Source organism: Flavobacterium macacae (assembly GCF_003865365.1).
In the GTDB taxonomy this organism is placed as follows: domain Bacteria; phylum Bacteroidota; class Bacteroidia; order Flavobacteriales; family Flavobacteriaceae; genus Flavobacterium; species Flavobacterium macacae.
The window spans coordinates 14,810-31,342 of record NZ_RQVR01000001.1 but is presented as its reverse complement, the minus strand read 5'-3'; the positions used below and the strand labels follow the sequence as shown (position 1 = coordinate 31,342).

Here is a 16,533-nt window from a genome sequence, read left to right as displayed (position 1 = left end):
AAAAGGGACTGAATATTTCCAGTCCCTTTTTTAAATTTAATTCGAATTATTTAGTTTTTAATAAAACGTAAAGTTTTTGAACCGTTGTCTTTAAACAACTTGATTAAATAAACTCCATTGCTATAAGAAGAAGTGTTCACTGAAAGATTTGCTTCAGATGTAATTTTAACTGTCTGTATTTCTTGTCCAAGGCTATTGTAAATCGTATAGCTTTCTGGTAATTCCATATTGTTTGTTACAGCAATATTTAAAACAGAGTTTGCTGGATTTGGGTAAAGATAAACGGCATCAAGTGGATTAAATTCGTTTACTCCCAAAGCATAAATTCCAAAGCTTTTTGATTCTGAACTTGCAAATGTTCCACCTGTTGCAATAACAGTGTTGGTTGGAGTTTTAAGTGTATACGAACCATTTCCATAAGAACAACATATTCCGTCTGCTCCTGAATCGTTAATTGTAAAAGTGTAACAATCATTTATTGGTAAGGTCCAGGTTTCATTTACAAGAGGAGGTAATCCTGTTATCTGATTTTGACTGTTTGCTGTTCCAAAAGAATAAGGGCCGCCACTAAATAAAGTGGCTCCAGCTGAATTTGTAACAGTCCAATTTGTTTCAGGGCCATAATAATCAGGTTGTAATGTGAAATTTACAGTTGTTGTTGTATAGCTTTCAGCAATAGTAAACGATTTTGCTCCGTTATTTTCACTGTTTTGGTCTGGTGCTCCGTTAACTGTATTGACATTTGCATTAAATATATGTGTTCCTGCTGTTGTTGTCAACGGGCTTAAAGTAACACTTGTAGTAGCATTTGTTGCTAATGATCCTGACCAGTTAGTTGTTGTGGCAGTTCCACCATCAATATTATATGATATAACTGCAGAAGTCATTGTAGTAGTTCCGCTATTTTTTAGAATTACTGTAGGTGTGAAGGTTTTTGAACATCCCAAGTTCCAAGTTCCAATTTCGATTGATCCGTCAAGTCCAAATATTTGTCCAGGTGTACAACCATTAGAAGTGGATAAGCTTGCTCTTCTTGGAGAATTCTGCATTACAGCAACCATTCTTGCTTTTTGATCTAGGGTAAATATGTTTAAGCAAGTATCATTACTGTAATCCATATAATTTTCAATCATATCAAGGCCTGGAGAACTAGGACATGTGTCTTTTCCTATTGGACAACCTCCCGTTAGTGTTCTTTGAGATGGTGTGTCAAGACAATAATCATTTGTGCTATCATTTGCATTTACTGTGCAGGATGCAGTAGAGGTGTTGTCTCCGTTAATGTGTCTAAGTCCTAAATAGTGACCTACTTCATGTGTTGTTGTTCTTCCTCTGTCGTATGGAGGGCTATAACTTCCAGCAGGGTAAATTGCAGATGATCCAAAATATCTATAACCAATTATGACACCGTCTGTATTAGCAGTAGATGTACCTCCTAGTCCTGGTAATCCAGATCCTGTGGGGAATTGTGCGTATCCTAAAGTTTCTCCGCCTGGGCTTGACATTTCAATTACAACCCATAAATTTAAATACTTAGTAGGATCCCATATCGTTGAAGGCTTAAGAGATGTTTCGATTTCGTTATCTGTCCAATTTGTTTGTGGTCTCACAACTCTATTGATACCAGTTGATAAAGAGCCGTTAGGTGTTCTTTGGGCTAAGCAGAATTGGATTTCAGTATCAGCTCCAACTGGATTTGAGTTAAAACCCGGAGTATTTGCCATTCTTCTAAAATCTTCGTTTAATACCTGAATTTGAGAAAGGACTTGTGCGTCACTGATATTAGCGCCAACACCAACAGCAGTTCCTGTGTGAACTACGTGTACAACAACTGGAATTGTGTAAACGGCATTTGTTGATTGGGTTGAGTTGCCAATCTTTGCGCTTTGTTGTCTTTTTACGGTAGCTACCTTTGGAGCAAGCCAAGCTTCAAACTCTTCGTTAGTCTGACGAGTTTTATGGTTCTGTTGTAGGTAGTGCTCATATTCTGTTGAAGCACATCTAATTACACCCCCGTTGTCTTCTATTTGAGTTTTGGAAACCTCTTTTCCAAAAACGGTAGGTTTTTTTTGTCCATAACTAAATGCTGTAAAGCATAGAGTTATAATTAATAGTAGAGTAGTTTTTTTCATTTTATTTAAAAAATTAATAGGTAGCTAAGTTAAGTTATTTTTAAATAAATACTAAAATTATATTAAAATAATGATTAGCAGTATGTTGTTTTTATTTTCCATTAAATGACGTCATTGTAATCTCAAGTCCGGCAAGGGCAAAAGATTGGATGATTGCTGCTGAAATATCGAGTCTTTCTGTCAATTTTGCTTTTTCTTCATCATTCCATTCACCTAGAACATAATCAACTTGTTTTCCCTTTTTAAATTCGTCACTAATGCCAAAGCGAAATCTTGGGTATTCAGACGTATTTAAAATTTGTTGGATGCTTTTCAGTCCGTTGTGGCCGCCGTCGCTTCCTTTAGTGCGGATTCGGATGCTTCCAAATGGCAAGTTTAAATCATCGGTGATGATCAAAACATTTGATGCAGGAATGTTTTCTTGGTCCATCCAATATTTTACGGCTTTTCCGCTGAGGTTCATGTAGGTGTTTGGCTTCAAGAGAAAAAGCGTTCTTCCTTTTAATTTGTATTCTGCCATTTGGCCGAGTTTGGCCGTTTGGAATTCTACAGATTCTTTTCGGGCCAAATGATCCACGACTTTAAAGCCAATATTGTGTCTGGTGTTTACGTATTCGGCGCCAATGTTGCCGAGGCCAACGATGAGAAATTTTTTCATTGGGTCTGTTTCTGTTTTATTTTCTTTTTTGAAGATGTTGGATAGCCAATTCATTTTGTAAAAATAGTTTTTCTGTATTAAATTTGGAAACAAAACTTTTATGGATGGCAGTTAGAAGAAGAAGGACTGAAAATGCCGTGACTTTCGTCCAAAATCATTAGAATGAAATGGTGAGAAGCTGGAACGATTTTGTTTAAATAAAAAAAGCACCAGTTTTGAGGCTGGTGCTTTTGATATAAATAAGGTGAAAATTATTTTTTCTTTCCTTTTACTGGTGCTTTAGCAGCTTTAGCAGCTTCTTGAGCAGCTTTCATTGCAGCACGAGAGATTCTTACTTGCGCAACAACTGTGTTGTCTGGGTGAAGCAATTTGTAGTCTTCAGAAACTAATTTAGTAACGTATAATTTGTTACCCATTTCAAGACCTGAGATTTCAGCTTCAATAAAATCAGGAAGATTTTTTGGTAAAGCTTTAACTCTCAATCTACGTTGGTTCAAACGTAAAACACCACCTAAAAGTACACCTGGAGAAACACCAGTTACTTTAACTGGAACTTCCATAGTGATTTCTTTATCATCGTGCAATTGGAAGAAATCAAGGTGCAAAATCTTGTCAGAAACAGGGTGCACTTGAGTATCTTGCAATACCGCGTTGAAAGTTTTACCTTCAAGTTCGATCACAACTGTGTGAGCGTTTGGAGTGTAAATCAAGTTTTTGAATGCTTTTTCTTCAGCAGAAAAATGCACTGGTTGATCTCCTCCGTATAAAACGCAAGGAACCGCTCCAGCATTACGTAAGGCTTTAGTTGCTACTTTGCCCACGCTTTCTCTTTCTGATCCTTTAATTGTAATCGACTTCATTGTAAATATATATAATTAATAAATAATAATTCTTTTTTAGGGCTATAAGCAATAGGCTTTAAGCCTGCGGGTTTTACATCAAAAATTTACCGCTGATAGAATTGTTGTGCTGCACCATCTGCATTACTTCTGCAAAAAGTGGCGCACAGCTCACTACCTTTATTTTTTTTGATTCTTTCTTTAACGGAATAGAATCGGTAACTATTAATTCGAGTAATTTCGAATTTTCAATTTTCTCATACGCTTCTCCTGATAAGATCGCATGCGTGCAGATGGCTCTTACACTCAAGGCGCCTTTTTCAATCATCAGGTCAGCTGCTTTTGCTAACGTTCCTCCGGTGTCAATCATATCGTCAACCAGTATAATATGTCTTCCGGTAACTTCGCCGATTAATTCCATGCTTCCAATAACGTTCGCTGCTTTTCTTTGCTTGTAACAAATTACAACGTCAGACTCTAAAAATTTAGAATAGGCATAGGCTCTTTTTGAACCACCCATATCTGGCGATGCGATGGTCAAGTTTTCCAGTCCTAAGCTTTTTACATAAGGCAAGAAAATAGTAGAAGCAAATAAATGGTCAACTGGTTTTTCAAAGAATCCTTGAATTTGATCTGCGTGCAGATCCATGGTCATGATTCTTGTTGCTCCAGCGGCTTCTAAAAGTTTTGCAACTAATTTTGCTCCAATCGGCACGCGTGGTTTGTCTTTTCTGTCTTGACGCGCCCAGCCAAAATAAGGAATGACAGCAGTAATATGACGTGCTGACGCTCTTTTGGCGGCATCAATCATTAACAAAAGCTCCATTAAGTTATCCGCACTTGGAAAAGTCGAACAAACTAAAAAAACTCTCAATCCTCTGATTGATTCTTCGAAAGACGGTTGAAATTCACCATCACTATAAGTTGAGAACGTTACCTTACCTAGCTCCACACCATAGCTTTTGGCTATCTGTTCGGCTAAATGTACGCTTTGAGAACATGCAAATATTTTTGCTTCTGGTTCTTGGTGCGGCATTTTAATATGTTGTTTAGTAGTTAGTTAGTTGTGTGTCGCGTTAACGAGGTGCAAATTTAGCAATAAAAATCAACTCTTAAACAAAAATTTTAAGAATTTTTTCTTTTATTTTAAAAAAAAGGTGTTACCTTTGCACCCACAATTGACAACAAATTGATTGCCTGGATGGCGGAATTGGTAGACGCGCACGACTCAAACTCGTGTACTTCGGTGTGTGGGTTCGATTCCCACTCTAGGTACTTTAAAAAAACCCTTTGATTTTTCAGAGGGTTTTTTTTGTGTTTTGGCGTAAATGTCTGCAAAGTTTTGTTGCTTAAAAAAATTTCAGCACACCATTTTTCTCAATTGACTTTTTCCGTGGTTTTTCCTCTTCCGTAAAAAAAAAAATGGATAGACTCTTAATAGTTACATTTTTGAATAAGCTTTAAAAAGTTATTGCATTATTTTTAAGGTCATGGTAAAATAAAACCGTCCAATGTTCTTCCTTGGCGGTTTTTTCCCAACTTTGGCGGAGCTCCATTGCTTTTTTGCCATCATCATCGGTTTTATAAGCAATATGAAATCTCAAATAACTTTTTTGAGGAAGATTGTCGGCGCCATAAAAAGCCGTTTCATTTTCAACAATAACCCAGAAAGCCTGATGAAAGGGCGAATGGCCCCCGGTTAATTCAAATTTGATATTTTCGGTAATAAACCCCTTGTCATCACGCATCCAATGAATATTTGGCAATGCCGAAATTTCTGTTAAGACATCTTGATTAAAAGACGGATTTTCTGTTTGAGATAAGCCATATGCTAGTTCTTTTTCTTGAATGTAAATCGTCGCTTTTTCAAAATTTTGTATAAATCTCCCTTCCTTAAAATGACCCAAGCCGTCGCAATGGTCTTTGTGCAAATGCGAAAGCAAAACTTTGGTAATTTGCTCCGGTTCAATTCCGTTTTTTCGAATTAAGGCTGTGATGTTTGGAATGCCATCAGTTTCAAAACCGGAGCCGGCATCTAATAGAATCATATCATTTTCTAAAATAATTAAAAAAGGACAAGTCGCCATTTTTAGAGTTCCTGCAATAGAATCTTCGGAATCAATGAGCTTGAAATTTTTCTTTTTATCAACGGCGAAAGTTCCTTCGTTAAGTGCTATAATTTTCATCAACTAATTTTTGAAATGCTTTACAAATTTAAGTTTTTAAAAAAAGAATTATCGTAGGGAATACATTTGAGTTTGAAATCTTTCAGTAAACGATTAGTCTGGGGCTGTATTCAAAATGAGTTGTTTGCTTAAATTTATGATTTCATCATTTCGCAAACGGTTTCTTTTTCCCTAATTTAGGCGCATCAAAAAAACGATATGGATATAAATTATAAAGTAACGGTAAATAACACAACTTCCTATAATAGCAAAGCTTCTGAAGCCAATGAAATTGACGCTGTTGAAATTACTCCTTCCCAATTTCACGTTTTAAAAGCCAGCCAGCCTTACACTGCAGAAATCGTCAGTTCTGATTTTCTAGCAAAAACCTATGGCGTAAAAGTCAACGGAAACCTATACAACGTATCGATTGCTACACCTTTAGACAGTCTGATCAAAGAAATGGGATTTGAAGTCGGAGCTTCAAAACAAGTAAATGTCATCAAAGCACCAATGCCCGGATTGATATTAGAAATGAGCGTTTCTGTGGGACAAGAAGTAAAAGAAAATGACTGCCTACTTATTTTAGAAGCAATGAAAATGGAGAACAGTTTCCTCTCGCCAAGAGCCGGAATCATCAAATCCATTTCCGCTAAAAAAGGCGATGCCGTAGAAAAAGGACAGTTGTTAATTGAATTCGAATAAGATATCAGATGAAAAAAATATTAGTAGCCAACAGAGGCGAAATTGCCATAAGGGTGATGAAAACGGCTCAAAAAATGGGCATCAAAACCGTTGCGGTTTATTCCACAGCCGATAGAAATGCACCTCACGTAAAATTTGCCGACGAAGCCGTTTGGATTGGAGAATCACCTTCAAATCAATCCTATTTATTAGGAAGCAAAATCATAGAAGTTGCCAAAGAATTAGGTGTCGATGCCATTCATCCCGGTTACGGATTTTTGAGCGAGAATGCCGCTTTCGCAGAAGAAGTCATCGCAAACGGAATCACGTTTATCGGGCCAGAATCAAAAGCGATTCATATGATGGGAAGCAAATTGGCGGCAAAAGAAGCTGTCAAAGCTTATGATATCCCAATGGTTCCCGGAATCGACGAAGCCATTACCGATGTTGCAAAAGCAAAAAGAATTGCGTCAGAAATCGGTTTCCCTATCCTAATAAAAGCTTCCGCCGGAGGTGGTGGAAAAGGAATGCGGGTGGTGGAGAAAGAAGAAGATTTAGAATCACAAATGACGCGCGCCATAAGTGAAGCAACTTCTGCTTTTGGAGACGGTTCGGTTTTTATCGAAAAATATGTAGCGTCGCCAAGACACATCGAAATTCAAGTAATGGCCGACAGCCACGGAAATATTCTGTATTTATTCGAAAGAGAATGCAGTATCCAGCGCCGCCACCAAAAAGTGGTGGAAGAAGCACCATCGTCAGTTTTAACCCCGGAATTGCGACAAAAGATGGGCGAAGCTGCGGTAAAGGTAGCCAAAGCCTGTGACTATCTTGGAGCAGGAACGGTAGAATTTTTATTGGATGAAAACCTGAATTTCTACTTCCTTGAAATGAATACGCGTTTGCAAGTAGAACATCCGGTAACGGAAATGATTACAGGTTTGGATTTGGTCGAAATGCAAATTAAAGTAGCCAGAGGCGAAGCACTTTCAATCAAACAAGAAGATTTGCAGATCAAGGGACACGCGATGGAATTACGCGTTTATGCCGAAGATCCGTTGCATGATTTCTTGCCAAGCGTTGGAAATTTAGAAGTATATAGTTTGCCTGTTGGCGAAGGAATCCGTGTAGATAATGGCTTTGAGCAAGGAATGGACGTTCCGATTTATTACGATCCGATGTTATCCAAATTGATTACGTACGGAAAAACCCGCGAAGAATCCATCCAATTGATGATCAAAGCAATTGAAAATTATCACGTAGAAGGCGTGAGCACAACATTGCCTTTTGGGAAATTTGTGATGGAACACGAAGCATTTCGTTCTGGTGATTTCGATACGCATTTTGTAAAAAAATATTACGATGCCGAACACTTAAAAGCGCAACAAGACAAAGAAGCCGAGGTTGCGGGAATGATTGCTTTACAACAGTATTTAAAAGACCAAAACAAGTTGCGTTTGCCAAACAATAGGTTATATGAAAAATAAAATAAAAACATTACAAAATAAAATAGCTCTCGCGCATTTAGGCGGAGGTCAAAATAGAATTGAAAAACAGCACGAAAAGAAAAAACTGACAGCCAGAGAGCGAGTAGAATACTTGATGGATGAAGGTTCTTTTGAAGAAATCGGAATGCTAGTAACCCACAGAACCACCGACTTCGGGATGGAAAAAGAAGTCTATTTAGGGGATGGAGTGATTACAGGTTACGGCACCATCAACGGAAGAATGGTCTATGTTTTTGCACAAGATTTCACCGTTTTCGGTGGCGCTTTATCTGAAACACACGCCGAAAAAATCTGCAAAGTAATGGATATGGCCTTGAAAACCGGAACGCCAATGATTGGTTTAAACGATTCTGGTGGAGCAAGAATCCAAGAAGGAGTGCGATCTTTGGGCGCTTATGCTGATATTTTCTTCCGAAACGTAAAAGCATCGGGAATTATTCCGCAGATTTCAGCCATAATGGGACCTTGTGCGGGTGGAGCCGTTTATTCTCCGGCAATGACCGATTTTACAATGATGGTCGAAAATACCAGTTATATGTTTGTGACGGGTCCGAATGTGGTAAAAACCGTAACGAACGAAACCGTAACTTCCGAAGAATTAGGTGGAGCAAGTACGCATTCTACCAAATCAGGAGTAGCCCATATTACATCAGCAAATGATGTGGAATGTCTGGAAGATATCAAAAAACTGTTGAGCTATTTGCCTCAAAGCAATAATGAAACCACACCAAAAGTTCCGTTTGAATTGGGTGATGAAATCCGGGAACAATTGAACGGAATTATCCCAGAAAATGCCAACAAACCCTATGATATGCACGATGTCATCAAAGGAATCATCGACGAAGATTCTTTTTATGAAGTGCATAAGAATTTTGCCGAAAATATTTTGGTCGGTTTTGCCAGAATAGGAGGAAGAAGCATCGGAATTGTGGCGAACCAGCCTATGTTTTTAGCTGGCGTTTTGGACGTAAACAGTTCGGTGAAGGCCGCACGTTTTACCAGATTCTGCGATTGTTTCAATATTCCGCTACTGGTTTTGGTAGATGTTCCAGGTTTCTTGCCAGGAACCGACCAAGAATGGAACGGTATCATCGTTCACGGTGCCAAATTGTTGTACGCTTTAAGCGAAGCAACTGTGCCAAGAGTAACGGTTATTACCAGAAAAGCCTATGGTGGCGCTTATGATGTAATGAACTCCAAACACATCGGAGCGGATATGAATTTTGCTTGGCCTTCGGCAGAAATTGCCGTTATGGGAGCCAAAGGAGCGAGTGAAATTATCTTCAAAAAAGAAATCGCTGCGGCCGAGGATTCAGCGGCAAAATTATTGGAAAAAGAAGCAGAATATGCCGAGAAATTTGCGAATCCGTATCGTGCTGCAGAGCGCGGATTTATTGATGAGGTCATTTTGCCACAAGATACCAGACGAAAATTAATCAAAGCATTTTCTATGTTAGAAAACAAAGTGAGCGAATTGCCCAAAAGGAAACACGGGAATATTCCGTTGTAAATATAAAAAAGCTGCATTGTTTTAATGCAGCTTTTTTTATAGTTTTTTAATCACGTAGGTAACGATTCCCCAAATGATAAAATTATTTTCTTCGGAAACTTTTATAGGTTCATAGTTTTGATTTTCGGGCATCAAATACAAACAGTCTTTTTCAAGTTTGAGCCTTTTTACGGTAAATTCTCCATCAACAAAACAGATGGCTATTTTTTTATCAGCTGGTTCAAGACTTCGGTCTACAACCAAAATATCCTTGTCGTCGATTCCGGCATCAACCATTGAATTCCCAGCAACTTTGATATAAAATGTGGCTAATAAATTTTCACTCAATTCTTTATTGAGATCGATATTATTCTCCATGAAATCTTGTGCCGGGGAAGGGAATCCAGCAGAAACTCCGTCTGCAATCATCGGAATTTTTACTTCGCTTTTGAAATCTGGGCGTATGAAAGTCAGCTTATTCTCGTTTTTATTTATCGACATTGATGGTCAGAATTTCTTTAAAATTAGTTGTATACCTTGGTGACAAGTGGTTTTGTTTCATATCCCATGTTTTTTCATTTTGAGTGGCTAATTTTACAAGTCGCATACCATTTTTCTTGTTTAAAAAATCCATTGTTTTCATTAAAGCTAAGTATTTTGGATTTTCCTCATCAAATAATTGAAACTGTTTGGTGTCTTCTGGAATTAAATCAGAAACAATAACGCCCGCTTTTTTATATCTCTGAACCGGATTTTCGTCCAATATTTTTTTTAGCAATTGAATGGCGACATTGCTGATCGTTAAATCAGAATTAGTGGCAAAAGGCAAAGTCTGAACTTTGTTGAAATAATGAAATTTGACTTGTTCGTCCTTATGTTTGTCAATCACCAACATCACAATTATGGAATGGCAGCAGGCATTTTGCTTGCGTAGTTTTTCGGCACAAACTGTGGCAAAAGTAGAAACTCTTTCGCGAAGCAAATCGAACTCAGAAATTTGTTTCGGAAAGCTTCGGGTGATGGCAATGCTCTTTTTCTGTTCTGGAATATCTAATCCTAAAACTGATTTTCCTTCTAATTCATATTTTAATCGCAAGCCAATAACGCCCATTTCTCTTTTGATCCAAGGTTCTAAATGTGGTGAAGTAAATTCTAAAGCATTATTTATATTTTTAGCTTTTAGTTTTTTTGCAGTTCGATGCCCAATCCCCCAAACGTCCTCAATTTTGGTCCATTTTAAAGCCTTGATTCTTTTTTCATCAGTATCAATAACATAGACACCTTTTGTTCTGTCTTCAAATTTCTTCGCGATTTTATTGGCTACTTTTGATAAGGCTTTTGTTGGAGCAAATCCAATAGAAGTTGGAAGGCCAACCCATTTGATAAGGCGGCTTCTGATTTGTAATCCATAGTCATGGAAGTCTTCAACCTTAACTCCGTCAAAATTCATAAAAGCTTCATCGATACTGTAAACCTCAATGTTTGGCGTATAAGTGGCCAAAATTTTCATTACACGTTCGCTCAAATCTCCGTAAAGAGGATAATTTGACGAAAAAATCTTGACGCCTTTTTCTTTAACTAATTCCCGAATCTTAAATTCTGGAACACCCATTTGTACTCCGGCAGCTTTGGCTTCTTCGCTTCTTGAGATTACGCAACCGTCATTATTAGACAAGATGGCAACAGGCTTTCCGTTAAATTGTGGCTGGAAAACCCTTTCGCACGAAGCGTAAAAATTATTACAATCAACTAAAGCATACATACTGCAAAATTAAGATATTCAGATTTGAAACAGATGTTAATTGTGACAGGAATCTGAATAATATTTGCTGGCAATCTTATTGTAAATAATGAGCTTATATTTTTTTAAGTTTTATTTATCTTCTTTTGTTGCGGGAAATTATATCATTGCGGATGGTAGTTATACTGTGGTTTAAATACAATTGCTTACATATTAAAAAAGGCTGTCTAAATTTTAGACAGCCTTTTTTAATATGTAAATTTTGAAATTTTAATTCAATAAATCTAATAAAAATGAAGGATACAATCCGATTGCGATATTTAAGGCAATTGCGCTTACAGCAACGGCGTGAAACACGAATGGAACCGGTCTTGCTTCTTCAGTAGCCTCTTTGGTGTACATGGCCAAAATCAGTTTGAAATAATAGCCCACACTGATGATTGAGTTTACTACCGCAACAATTACTAAAACAATGTGACCTGCGTTTAGCATTTGCCCAAACAAGAAAACTTTAGCAAAGAAACCTGAAAATATTGGAATTCCCGCCATTGAAAGCAAAGAACAGGTTAAAACTCCTGCTAAAACCGGACTTGTTTTTCCTAATCCATTGAAATTGAAAATATCTTCGTTGTCTTTGTCTTTTGTGACATATAAAATTACTGCAAATGCTGCGATTCCTGATAAAGCATAAGCCGAAGCATAATATAATAAAACACCTGCAGAAGTGGTAACGGCCAAAAGTGTCATCAGCATGAAACCGGCGTGAGAAATTCCTGAAAAGGCCAACATTCTTTTTACATTGGTTTGTTTCAAAGCCATTATGTTTCCAATAGTCATAGACAAGATTGAAATCACGATAATTGCAGTTTGAGAAGAATAAGGAAGGTTTACGTTCATTGCTCCAACTAATTTGAAGAACGCAGCCATTGCTATAACTTTAGTTAATGTACTCATTAATGCAGTTGTCAAAGCAGGTGAACCTTCATAAACATCAGGAGCCCAAAAGTGAAATGGTGCTGCAGCAACTTTAAAAAGCATACCGATACTTAACAATATAGCTCCAATATAAAACCAATCTTCCACATCAGCAGAAGAACCAGCTTCTTGAATTGTTGCCATGTCAAATGAACCCGTAGCTCCGTAAATCAAGGCAATACCAAATAAGATAAATCCAGAAGCGAAAGCTCCCATCAAGAAATATTTCATACCCGCTTCGTTACTTTTTATGCTCAAGCGATCGCTTGCGGCTAAAACATACAAAGCAATAGAAAGGATTTCAATTCCTAAGAAAAACATAGATAAGTTGCCAAAAGCGACCATGGCTACACCACCCGACAAAAGAAATAATTTTATAGAAATAAAATCGGATATTTTGGTGATTTGTTTTTCGTGAAAATTAGGCGACAACGCAACCAAGAAAATCGTTAAAACAATGAATAAACAAGAGAATGTAGTTGCAAAATTGTCAAATACAATCATGTTGTTGAAAGTATCTGCCGAGTCATTGAAACCTGTCGCAGTCAATCCTAAGATGGCAAGTAAACCAACAATTGTTATAGGAACAATTGCTTTTCTACCGTTAAAAATTTCAACGATGAGGCATAAAACTCCCAATGCGACAATAGCTATTAATGTATACATTTTATATCTGACTAAATTAAATTCTGTTTATAACTGCTAAAATCTGTTCTAAGCTTGGCGTAATTAAATCCACGATTGGTTTTGGATACAATCCGAAAAACAATAAAACAGCAATAATTATGACCATTGAAAAACCTTCGTTAAAGTTAACGTCTGCAAAAAGTTTTTCATTTTTCTTTCCAAGCATCACTTTTTGGAACATTTTCAACATATAAAAAGCTCCTAAAATGATTGTTGTTCCTGCTAAAATGGCAACCCAAATGTTCACTTGCGTCAAGCCGTAAAGCAATGCAAATTCTCCAATGAAGTTGAAAGTTCCTGGCAATGAAATAGAAGCCAATACCAAAATCATAAACATGGAAGTGAATTTTGTAGATTGAATTCGGATACCGCCCATTTCTGAAATTTTAGTAGTGTTATATCTTCTAGAAATAATTTCAGCTGCGAAGAATAAGCCAACAATTACAAATCCGTGTGAGATCATTTGCAAAACCGCTCCACGAAGACCGTCTAAAGTCAAAGTGTATATACCGGCAGCAATTAATCCAACGTGGGCAAGAGAAGAATAAGCCAATAATTTTTTAAGATCTTTTTGTTTCAAGGCGATGATTGAACCATAGATTACTCCAGCAACGCTTAATCCGATGAAATAAAACATGTATTCTTTTGCAGCAACTGGTGCAATTGGCAATTGCCATCTGATGATGCTGTAAAGTGCCATTTTCAACATAATTCCAGACAAAAGCATTGTCCCAACTGCGGGTGCTTTTTGGTATACTTTGGCTTGCCAAGTATGAAAAGGTATAAGCGGAATCTTGATAGCATATGCCATAAAGAAACCTAAGAATATCCAAAATTGTTCTCTTGCAGTCAATTCAACACTTGTCAAATCAGCCCACAAGAAACTTCCAGCTCTTAAATATAAATAGATGAAAGAAACAAGCATAAATAACGAACCTGCAAATGTGTAAATGAAAAATTTCACCACTGCTTTTCTTCTGCTTTGCGGATTACCATTACCCCAAATCAAGGCTATGAAGTAGATCGGAATTAAAGCAATTTCCCAGAAAATATAATATAAGAAACCGTCATCACTCAAGAAAGTTCCTGCCATAGCAAAAACCATAAGCATTACTAAACCATAGAAATTTCTTGATTTATCGTATGAATTTCCAAAAGAAGAGAATAAAATTAGTGGTGTTAATGCCGTGGTCAGCAATACTAATGCCAATGCCAATCCATCTGCTTTAAACGAAAGTGAAATGTTAGGTACAGAAATCCATCGTGCGATGAAGTTGATATTCTGTCCCGCGTTATACAAGCTTAAAAGGTAAAGCGATGCACCGAAAGCAGCCAAGCTAAATACCAAAGCTGTTTTTGAAGCCCATTTATCTCCTGACAAGAAAGTGGCAATTGCTCCAACTAATAAAATAATTAATAATAAAGATACGTCCATTAGTGATAAATTATTGTGCTAAAAATAAATAGGCGATGAATGATGCAGAGGCGATTACAAAAACGAAAAGGTAAAAACCAACGCTTCCGTTTTGAATTGCTTTTCCTTGATTTCCAACGATATTTGTTACTTTTCCTAATCCGAAAACAAATCCGGAAATGGCTGTTTCAATAAAGTTTTTCGAGAAGCTTGCAATAGCATAAATTGGCTTCACGATAACCGCCATATAAATTTCATCTACATAAAATTTATTGTATAAAACCTTTGCAAAGCCAGTGATTTCGCTGTCTTCGCTTGGTACTTGTGATTTTTTGATATAGTTTGAATATGCCATCCCAATTCCGATCAAGGCGCCGATAACCGCAATTCCCATCAACATATACGTCGTTCCGTCTAAATGATGCTCTTCCCTTGCTCCAATGAAAATTGGTGTCAGGTAACCATTCAGCCAGCTGTTTCCAGGAAAGCTGATAAAACCTCCAACCGTAGAAAGAATAGCCAAAACAACTAATGGAAAAGTGATCAGGCTTGGTGATTCGTGCAAGTGATGCTTTTGCTCTTCTGTTCCTCTGAATTCTTTAAAGAATGTAAGATATAAAAGTCTAAACATATAAAAAGCAGTCATGATCGAAGCCAAAGAGGCGATGGCCCAAAGCGCTTTGTTCTCGTGGAAAGCCACCATTAAGATTTCATCTTTTGAGAAGAAACCTGCAAAAATTGGAATGCCCGAAATGGCTAAAGTGGCAATGAAGAAAGTGATATAAGTTACTTTCATGTATTTTCTCAAGCCACCCATTTTTCTCATATCCTGTTCACCGCCCAAGGCGTGGATAACTGAACCTGAACCTAAGAACAGGCAAGCTTTAAAGAAAGCGTGCGTGATCACGTGGAAAACAGCAATTTCATAAGCTCCTAAGCCTAAAGCCAAGAACATCAATCCTAATTGTGAAACCGTAGAGTAAGCCAAAACTTTTTTGATGTCGTTTTGAACCAAGGCGATAAAGGCAGCAACTAAAGAGGTTACAGCACCGACAACCGCAATAATCATTTGAACATCTGGCGTCAAATCAAACAAGAAGTTTAATCTTGTGATCATAAAAATACCAGCCGTTACCATCGTTGCCGCGTGAATCAATGCAGAAACTGGAGTCGGTCCAGCCATCGCGTCAGGCAACCACGTGTAAAGTGGAATTTGTGCCGATTTTCCTGAAGCTCCAATGAAAAGACATAGAGTGGCAAAACCTAACCAGCCTAAATCAACTGATTGTCCGGAAGCAATTGCCGTTTTCATGGTGGCAAAATCTATAGAATTAAATAAATAGCCCAAAATAAATACACCCACCAAGAAGCCTAAATCTCCTATTCGGTTCATGATGAAGGCTTTTTTAGCCGCATCATTATAATCTTGGTTTTTATACCAGAAACCGATTAATAGGTAAGAACAAAGTCCAACACCTTCCCAGCCGATGAACATGATCAGCAAGTTTGAACCCACAACCAACATGATCATAAAGAAGATGAATAGGTTTAAGTAAGCAAAAAACTTATTTAAATTTTCGTCATCGTGCATATAGCTGATCGAGTAGATGTGAATTAAAGTTCCGATTCCGGTAACAAAAAGCAACCAAAGAACAGAAAGTTGGTCTAGCAAGAAACTGAAATTTACATTAAAGTTTTCTAAAGTCATCCATTGAAATAAATCAATAAGAATAGGCTGTTTTGTACTGTTTATCTGAAAGAAGAAGTTCAGGGAAACGATGAAAGAAACGGCAACGGCAATAGTGCCGATGGTTCCAGAAATGTTTCTGCTGACTTTTTTTCCAAAGAATATATTGAATAAAAACCCTGCGAATGGGGCCAGTAATAAAGTTAGTAGTAAGCTTGTCTCCATTAGGGATTATCCTTTTAAATTTTTTAATTTGTCAATATCGATCGAATGGATGTTTCTGTAGATTCCCACCAGAATTGCCAATCCAACGGCAACTTCCGCAGCAGCGACAGCCATTGAAAAGAATACAAAAACTTGTCCAGCAGCATCTTGGTGGTACGTTGAAAAAACAACCAATAAAAGATTGACTGCATTCAGCATGATCTCGATTGACATAAACATCACGATAGCGTTTCTTCTGAACAATACTCCAAATATCCCAATACAAAATAAAATTGTAGAAAGATAAATATAGTTGTCAACGCCTATTTCTTGTAAAACATTTTGCATAA

Annotated in this window: 14 protein-coding genes and 1 tRNA gene; 4 read left to right on the top strand and 11 right to left on the bottom strand. The window is 37.3% G+C overall.

The features are described 5' to 3' along the window. Positions 1 to 50: 50 nt before the first annotated feature. From EG849_RS00165 to EG849_RS00150, 4 genes are all read right to left on the bottom strand, one after another. Positions 51 to 2,132, bottom strand: coding sequence for a T9SS type A sorting domain-containing protein (locus tag EG849_RS00165; protein WP_125011062.1), 2,082 nt, complete (start codon positions 2,130 to 2,132; stop codon positions 51 to 53). Between the two features lie 91 nt (positions 2,133 to 2,223). Then, a complete protein-coding gene (gene pth / locus EG849_RS00160; protein ID WP_125011061.1) occupies positions 2,224 to 2,790 on the bottom strand; it encodes an aminoacyl-tRNA hydrolase in 567 nt (188 codons plus the stop codon). Positions 2,791 to 3,041: 251 nt separating this feature from the next. Further along, positions 3,042 to 3,650, bottom strand: a complete 609-nt coding sequence (locus EG849_RS00155; protein WP_125011060.1) for a 50S ribosomal protein L25/general stress protein Ctc — start codon at positions 3,648 to 3,650, stop codon at positions 3,042 to 3,044. Positions 3,651 to 3,723: 73 nt separating this feature from the next. Continuing rightward, a complete protein-coding gene (locus EG849_RS00150; protein ID WP_125011059.1) occupies positions 3,724 to 4,665 on the bottom strand; it encodes a ribose-phosphate pyrophosphokinase in 942 nt (313 codons plus the stop codon). Between the two features lie 159 nt (positions 4,666 to 4,824). Here EG849_RS00150 and EG849_RS00145 point away from each other — a divergent pair. Continuing rightward, a tRNA-Leu gene (locus EG849_RS00145) sits at positions 4,825 to 4,904 on the top strand. 185 nt (positions 4,905 to 5,089) lie between these two features. On the opposite strand, the gene EG849_RS00140 is transcribed toward EG849_RS00145, so the two are convergent. Then, entirely contained in the window at positions 5,090 to 5,815 is a 726-nt protein-coding gene (locus EG849_RS00140) for an MBL fold metallo-hydrolase (RefSeq protein WP_125011058.1), read from the bottom strand. Positions 5,816 to 6,013: 198 nt separating this feature from the next. Between EG849_RS00140 and EG849_RS00135 the strand changes: the two genes are divergently transcribed. Genes EG849_RS00135 through EG849_RS00125 form a run of 3 tightly spaced genes read left to right on the top strand, consistent with a single transcriptional unit; the run spans position 6,014 to position 9,496 of the window. Beyond that, a complete protein-coding gene (locus EG849_RS00135; protein ID WP_125011057.1) occupies positions 6,014 to 6,499 on the top strand; it encodes an acetyl-CoA carboxylase biotin carboxyl carrier protein subunit in 486 nt (161 codons plus the stop codon). 8 nt (positions 6,500 to 6,507) lie between these two features. After that, complete coding sequence (gene accC / locus EG849_RS00130; RefSeq protein WP_125011056.1) at positions 6,508 to 7,965, top strand: acetyl-CoA carboxylase biotin carboxylase subunit; 1,458 nt, start codon at positions 6,508 to 6,510, stop codon at positions 7,963 to 7,965. Next, the gene (locus tag EG849_RS00125) at positions 7,955 to 9,496 is read left to right on the top strand and encodes an acyl-CoA carboxylase subunit beta (protein ID WP_125011055.1); all 1,542 of its coding nucleotides are present in this window, start codon (positions 7,955 to 7,957) and stop codon (positions 9,494 to 9,496) included. The genes accC and EG849_RS00125 overlap by 11 nt, the downstream gene beginning before the upstream one ends. A gap of 36 nt (positions 9,497 to 9,532) precedes the next feature. On the opposite strand, the gene EG849_RS00120 is transcribed toward EG849_RS00125, so the two are convergent. The 6 genes from EG849_RS00120 to nuoK form a co-directional block, all read right to left on the bottom strand. Continuing rightward, complete coding sequence (locus EG849_RS00120; RefSeq protein ID WP_125011054.1) at positions 9,533 to 9,976, bottom strand: LexA family protein; 444 nt, start codon at positions 9,974 to 9,976, stop codon at positions 9,533 to 9,535. Then, positions 9,963 to 11,237, bottom strand: coding sequence for a Y-family DNA polymerase (locus tag EG849_RS00115; protein ID WP_125011053.1), 1,275 nt, complete (start codon positions 11,235 to 11,237; stop codon positions 9,963 to 9,965). The genes EG849_RS00120 and EG849_RS00115 overlap by 14 nt, the downstream gene beginning before the upstream one ends. 249 nt (positions 11,238 to 11,486) lie before the next feature. Further along, on the bottom strand, positions 11,487 to 12,857 hold the full coding sequence (locus tag EG849_RS00110; protein ID WP_125011052.1) for an NADH-quinone oxidoreductase subunit N: 1,371 nt from the start codon (positions 12,855 to 12,857) through the stop codon (positions 11,487 to 11,489). A 16-nt stretch (positions 12,858 to 12,873) separates the two neighbouring features. Beyond that, positions 12,874 to 14,313 carry a complex I subunit 4 family protein gene (locus tag EG849_RS00105; protein WP_125011051.1) on the bottom strand — a complete coding sequence of 480 codons (1,440 nt, stop codon included), beginning with the start codon at positions 14,311 to 14,313 and terminating at the stop codon, positions 12,874 to 12,876. Positions 14,314 to 14,323: 10 nt separating this feature from the next. Beyond that, the gene (nuoL, locus tag EG849_RS00100; protein ID WP_125011050.1) at positions 14,324 to 16,204 is read right to left on the bottom strand and encodes an NADH-quinone oxidoreductase subunit L; all 1,881 of its coding nucleotides are present in this window, start codon (positions 16,202 to 16,204) and stop codon (positions 14,324 to 14,326) included. Between the two features lie 6 nt (positions 16,205 to 16,210). Continuing rightward, positions 16,211 to 16,531 carry an NADH-quinone oxidoreductase subunit NuoK gene (gene nuoK / locus EG849_RS00095; RefSeq protein WP_125011049.1) on the bottom strand — a complete coding sequence of 107 codons (321 nt, stop codon included), beginning with the start codon at positions 16,529 to 16,531 and terminating at the stop codon, positions 16,211 to 16,213. Positions 16,532 to 16,533 lie beyond the last annotated feature (2 nt).

What these genes read in the sequence shown, in the direction of transcription:
- nuoL (WP_125011050.1), bottom strand. Translation starts at nt 16,204, where the DNA reads ATGGAGACAAGCTTACTACTAACTTTATTACTGGCCCCATTCGCAGGG.
- EG849_RS00140 (WP_125011058.1), bottom strand. Translation starts at nt 5,815, where the DNA reads ATGAAAATTATAGCACTTAACGAAGGAACTTTCGCCGTTGATAAAAAG.
- pth (WP_125011061.1), bottom strand. Translation starts at nt 2,790, where the DNA reads ATGAAAAAATTTCTCATCGTTGGCCTCGGCAACATTGGCGCCGAATAC.
- EG849_RS00125 (WP_125011055.1), top strand. Translation starts at nt 7,955, where the DNA reads ATGAAAAATAAAATAAAAACATTACAAAATAAAATAGCTCTCGCGCAT.
- EG849_RS00150 (WP_125011059.1), bottom strand. Translation starts at nt 4,665, where the DNA reads ATGCCGCACCAAGAACCAGAAGCAAAAATATTTGCATGTTCTCAAAGC.
- EG849_RS00110 (WP_125011052.1), bottom strand. Translation starts at nt 12,857, where the DNA reads ATGTATACATTAATAGCTATTGTCGCATTGGGAGTTTTATGCCTCATC.
- EG849_RS00105 (WP_125011051.1), bottom strand. Translation starts at nt 14,313, where the DNA reads ATGGACGTATCTTTATTATTAATTATTTTATTAGTTGGAGCAATTGCC.
- EG849_RS00120 (WP_125011054.1), bottom strand. Translation starts at nt 9,976, where the DNA reads ATGTCGATAAATAAAAACGAGAATAAGCTGACTTTCATACGCCCAGAT.
- EG849_RS00155 (WP_125011060.1), bottom strand. Translation starts at nt 3,650, where the DNA reads ATGAAGTCGATTACAATTAAAGGATCAGAAAGAGAAAGCGTGGGCAAA.
- EG849_RS00165 (WP_125011062.1), bottom strand. Translation starts at nt 2,132, where the DNA reads ATGAAAAAAACTACTCTACTATTAATTATAACTCTATGCTTTACAGCA.
- accC (WP_125011056.1), top strand. Translation starts at nt 6,508, where the DNA reads ATGAAAAAAATATTAGTAGCCAACAGAGGCGAAATTGCCATAAGGGTG.
- EG849_RS00115 (WP_125011053.1), bottom strand. Translation starts at nt 11,237, where the DNA reads ATGTATGCTTTAGTTGATTGTAATAATTTTTACGCTTCGTGCGAAAGG.
- EG849_RS00135 (WP_125011057.1), top strand. Translation starts at nt 6,014, where the DNA reads ATGGATATAAATTATAAAGTAACGGTAAATAACACAACTTCCTATAAT.
- nuoK (WP_125011049.1), bottom strand. Translation starts at nt 16,531, where the DNA reads ATGCAAAATGTTTTACAAGAAATAGGCGTTGACAACTATATTTATCTT.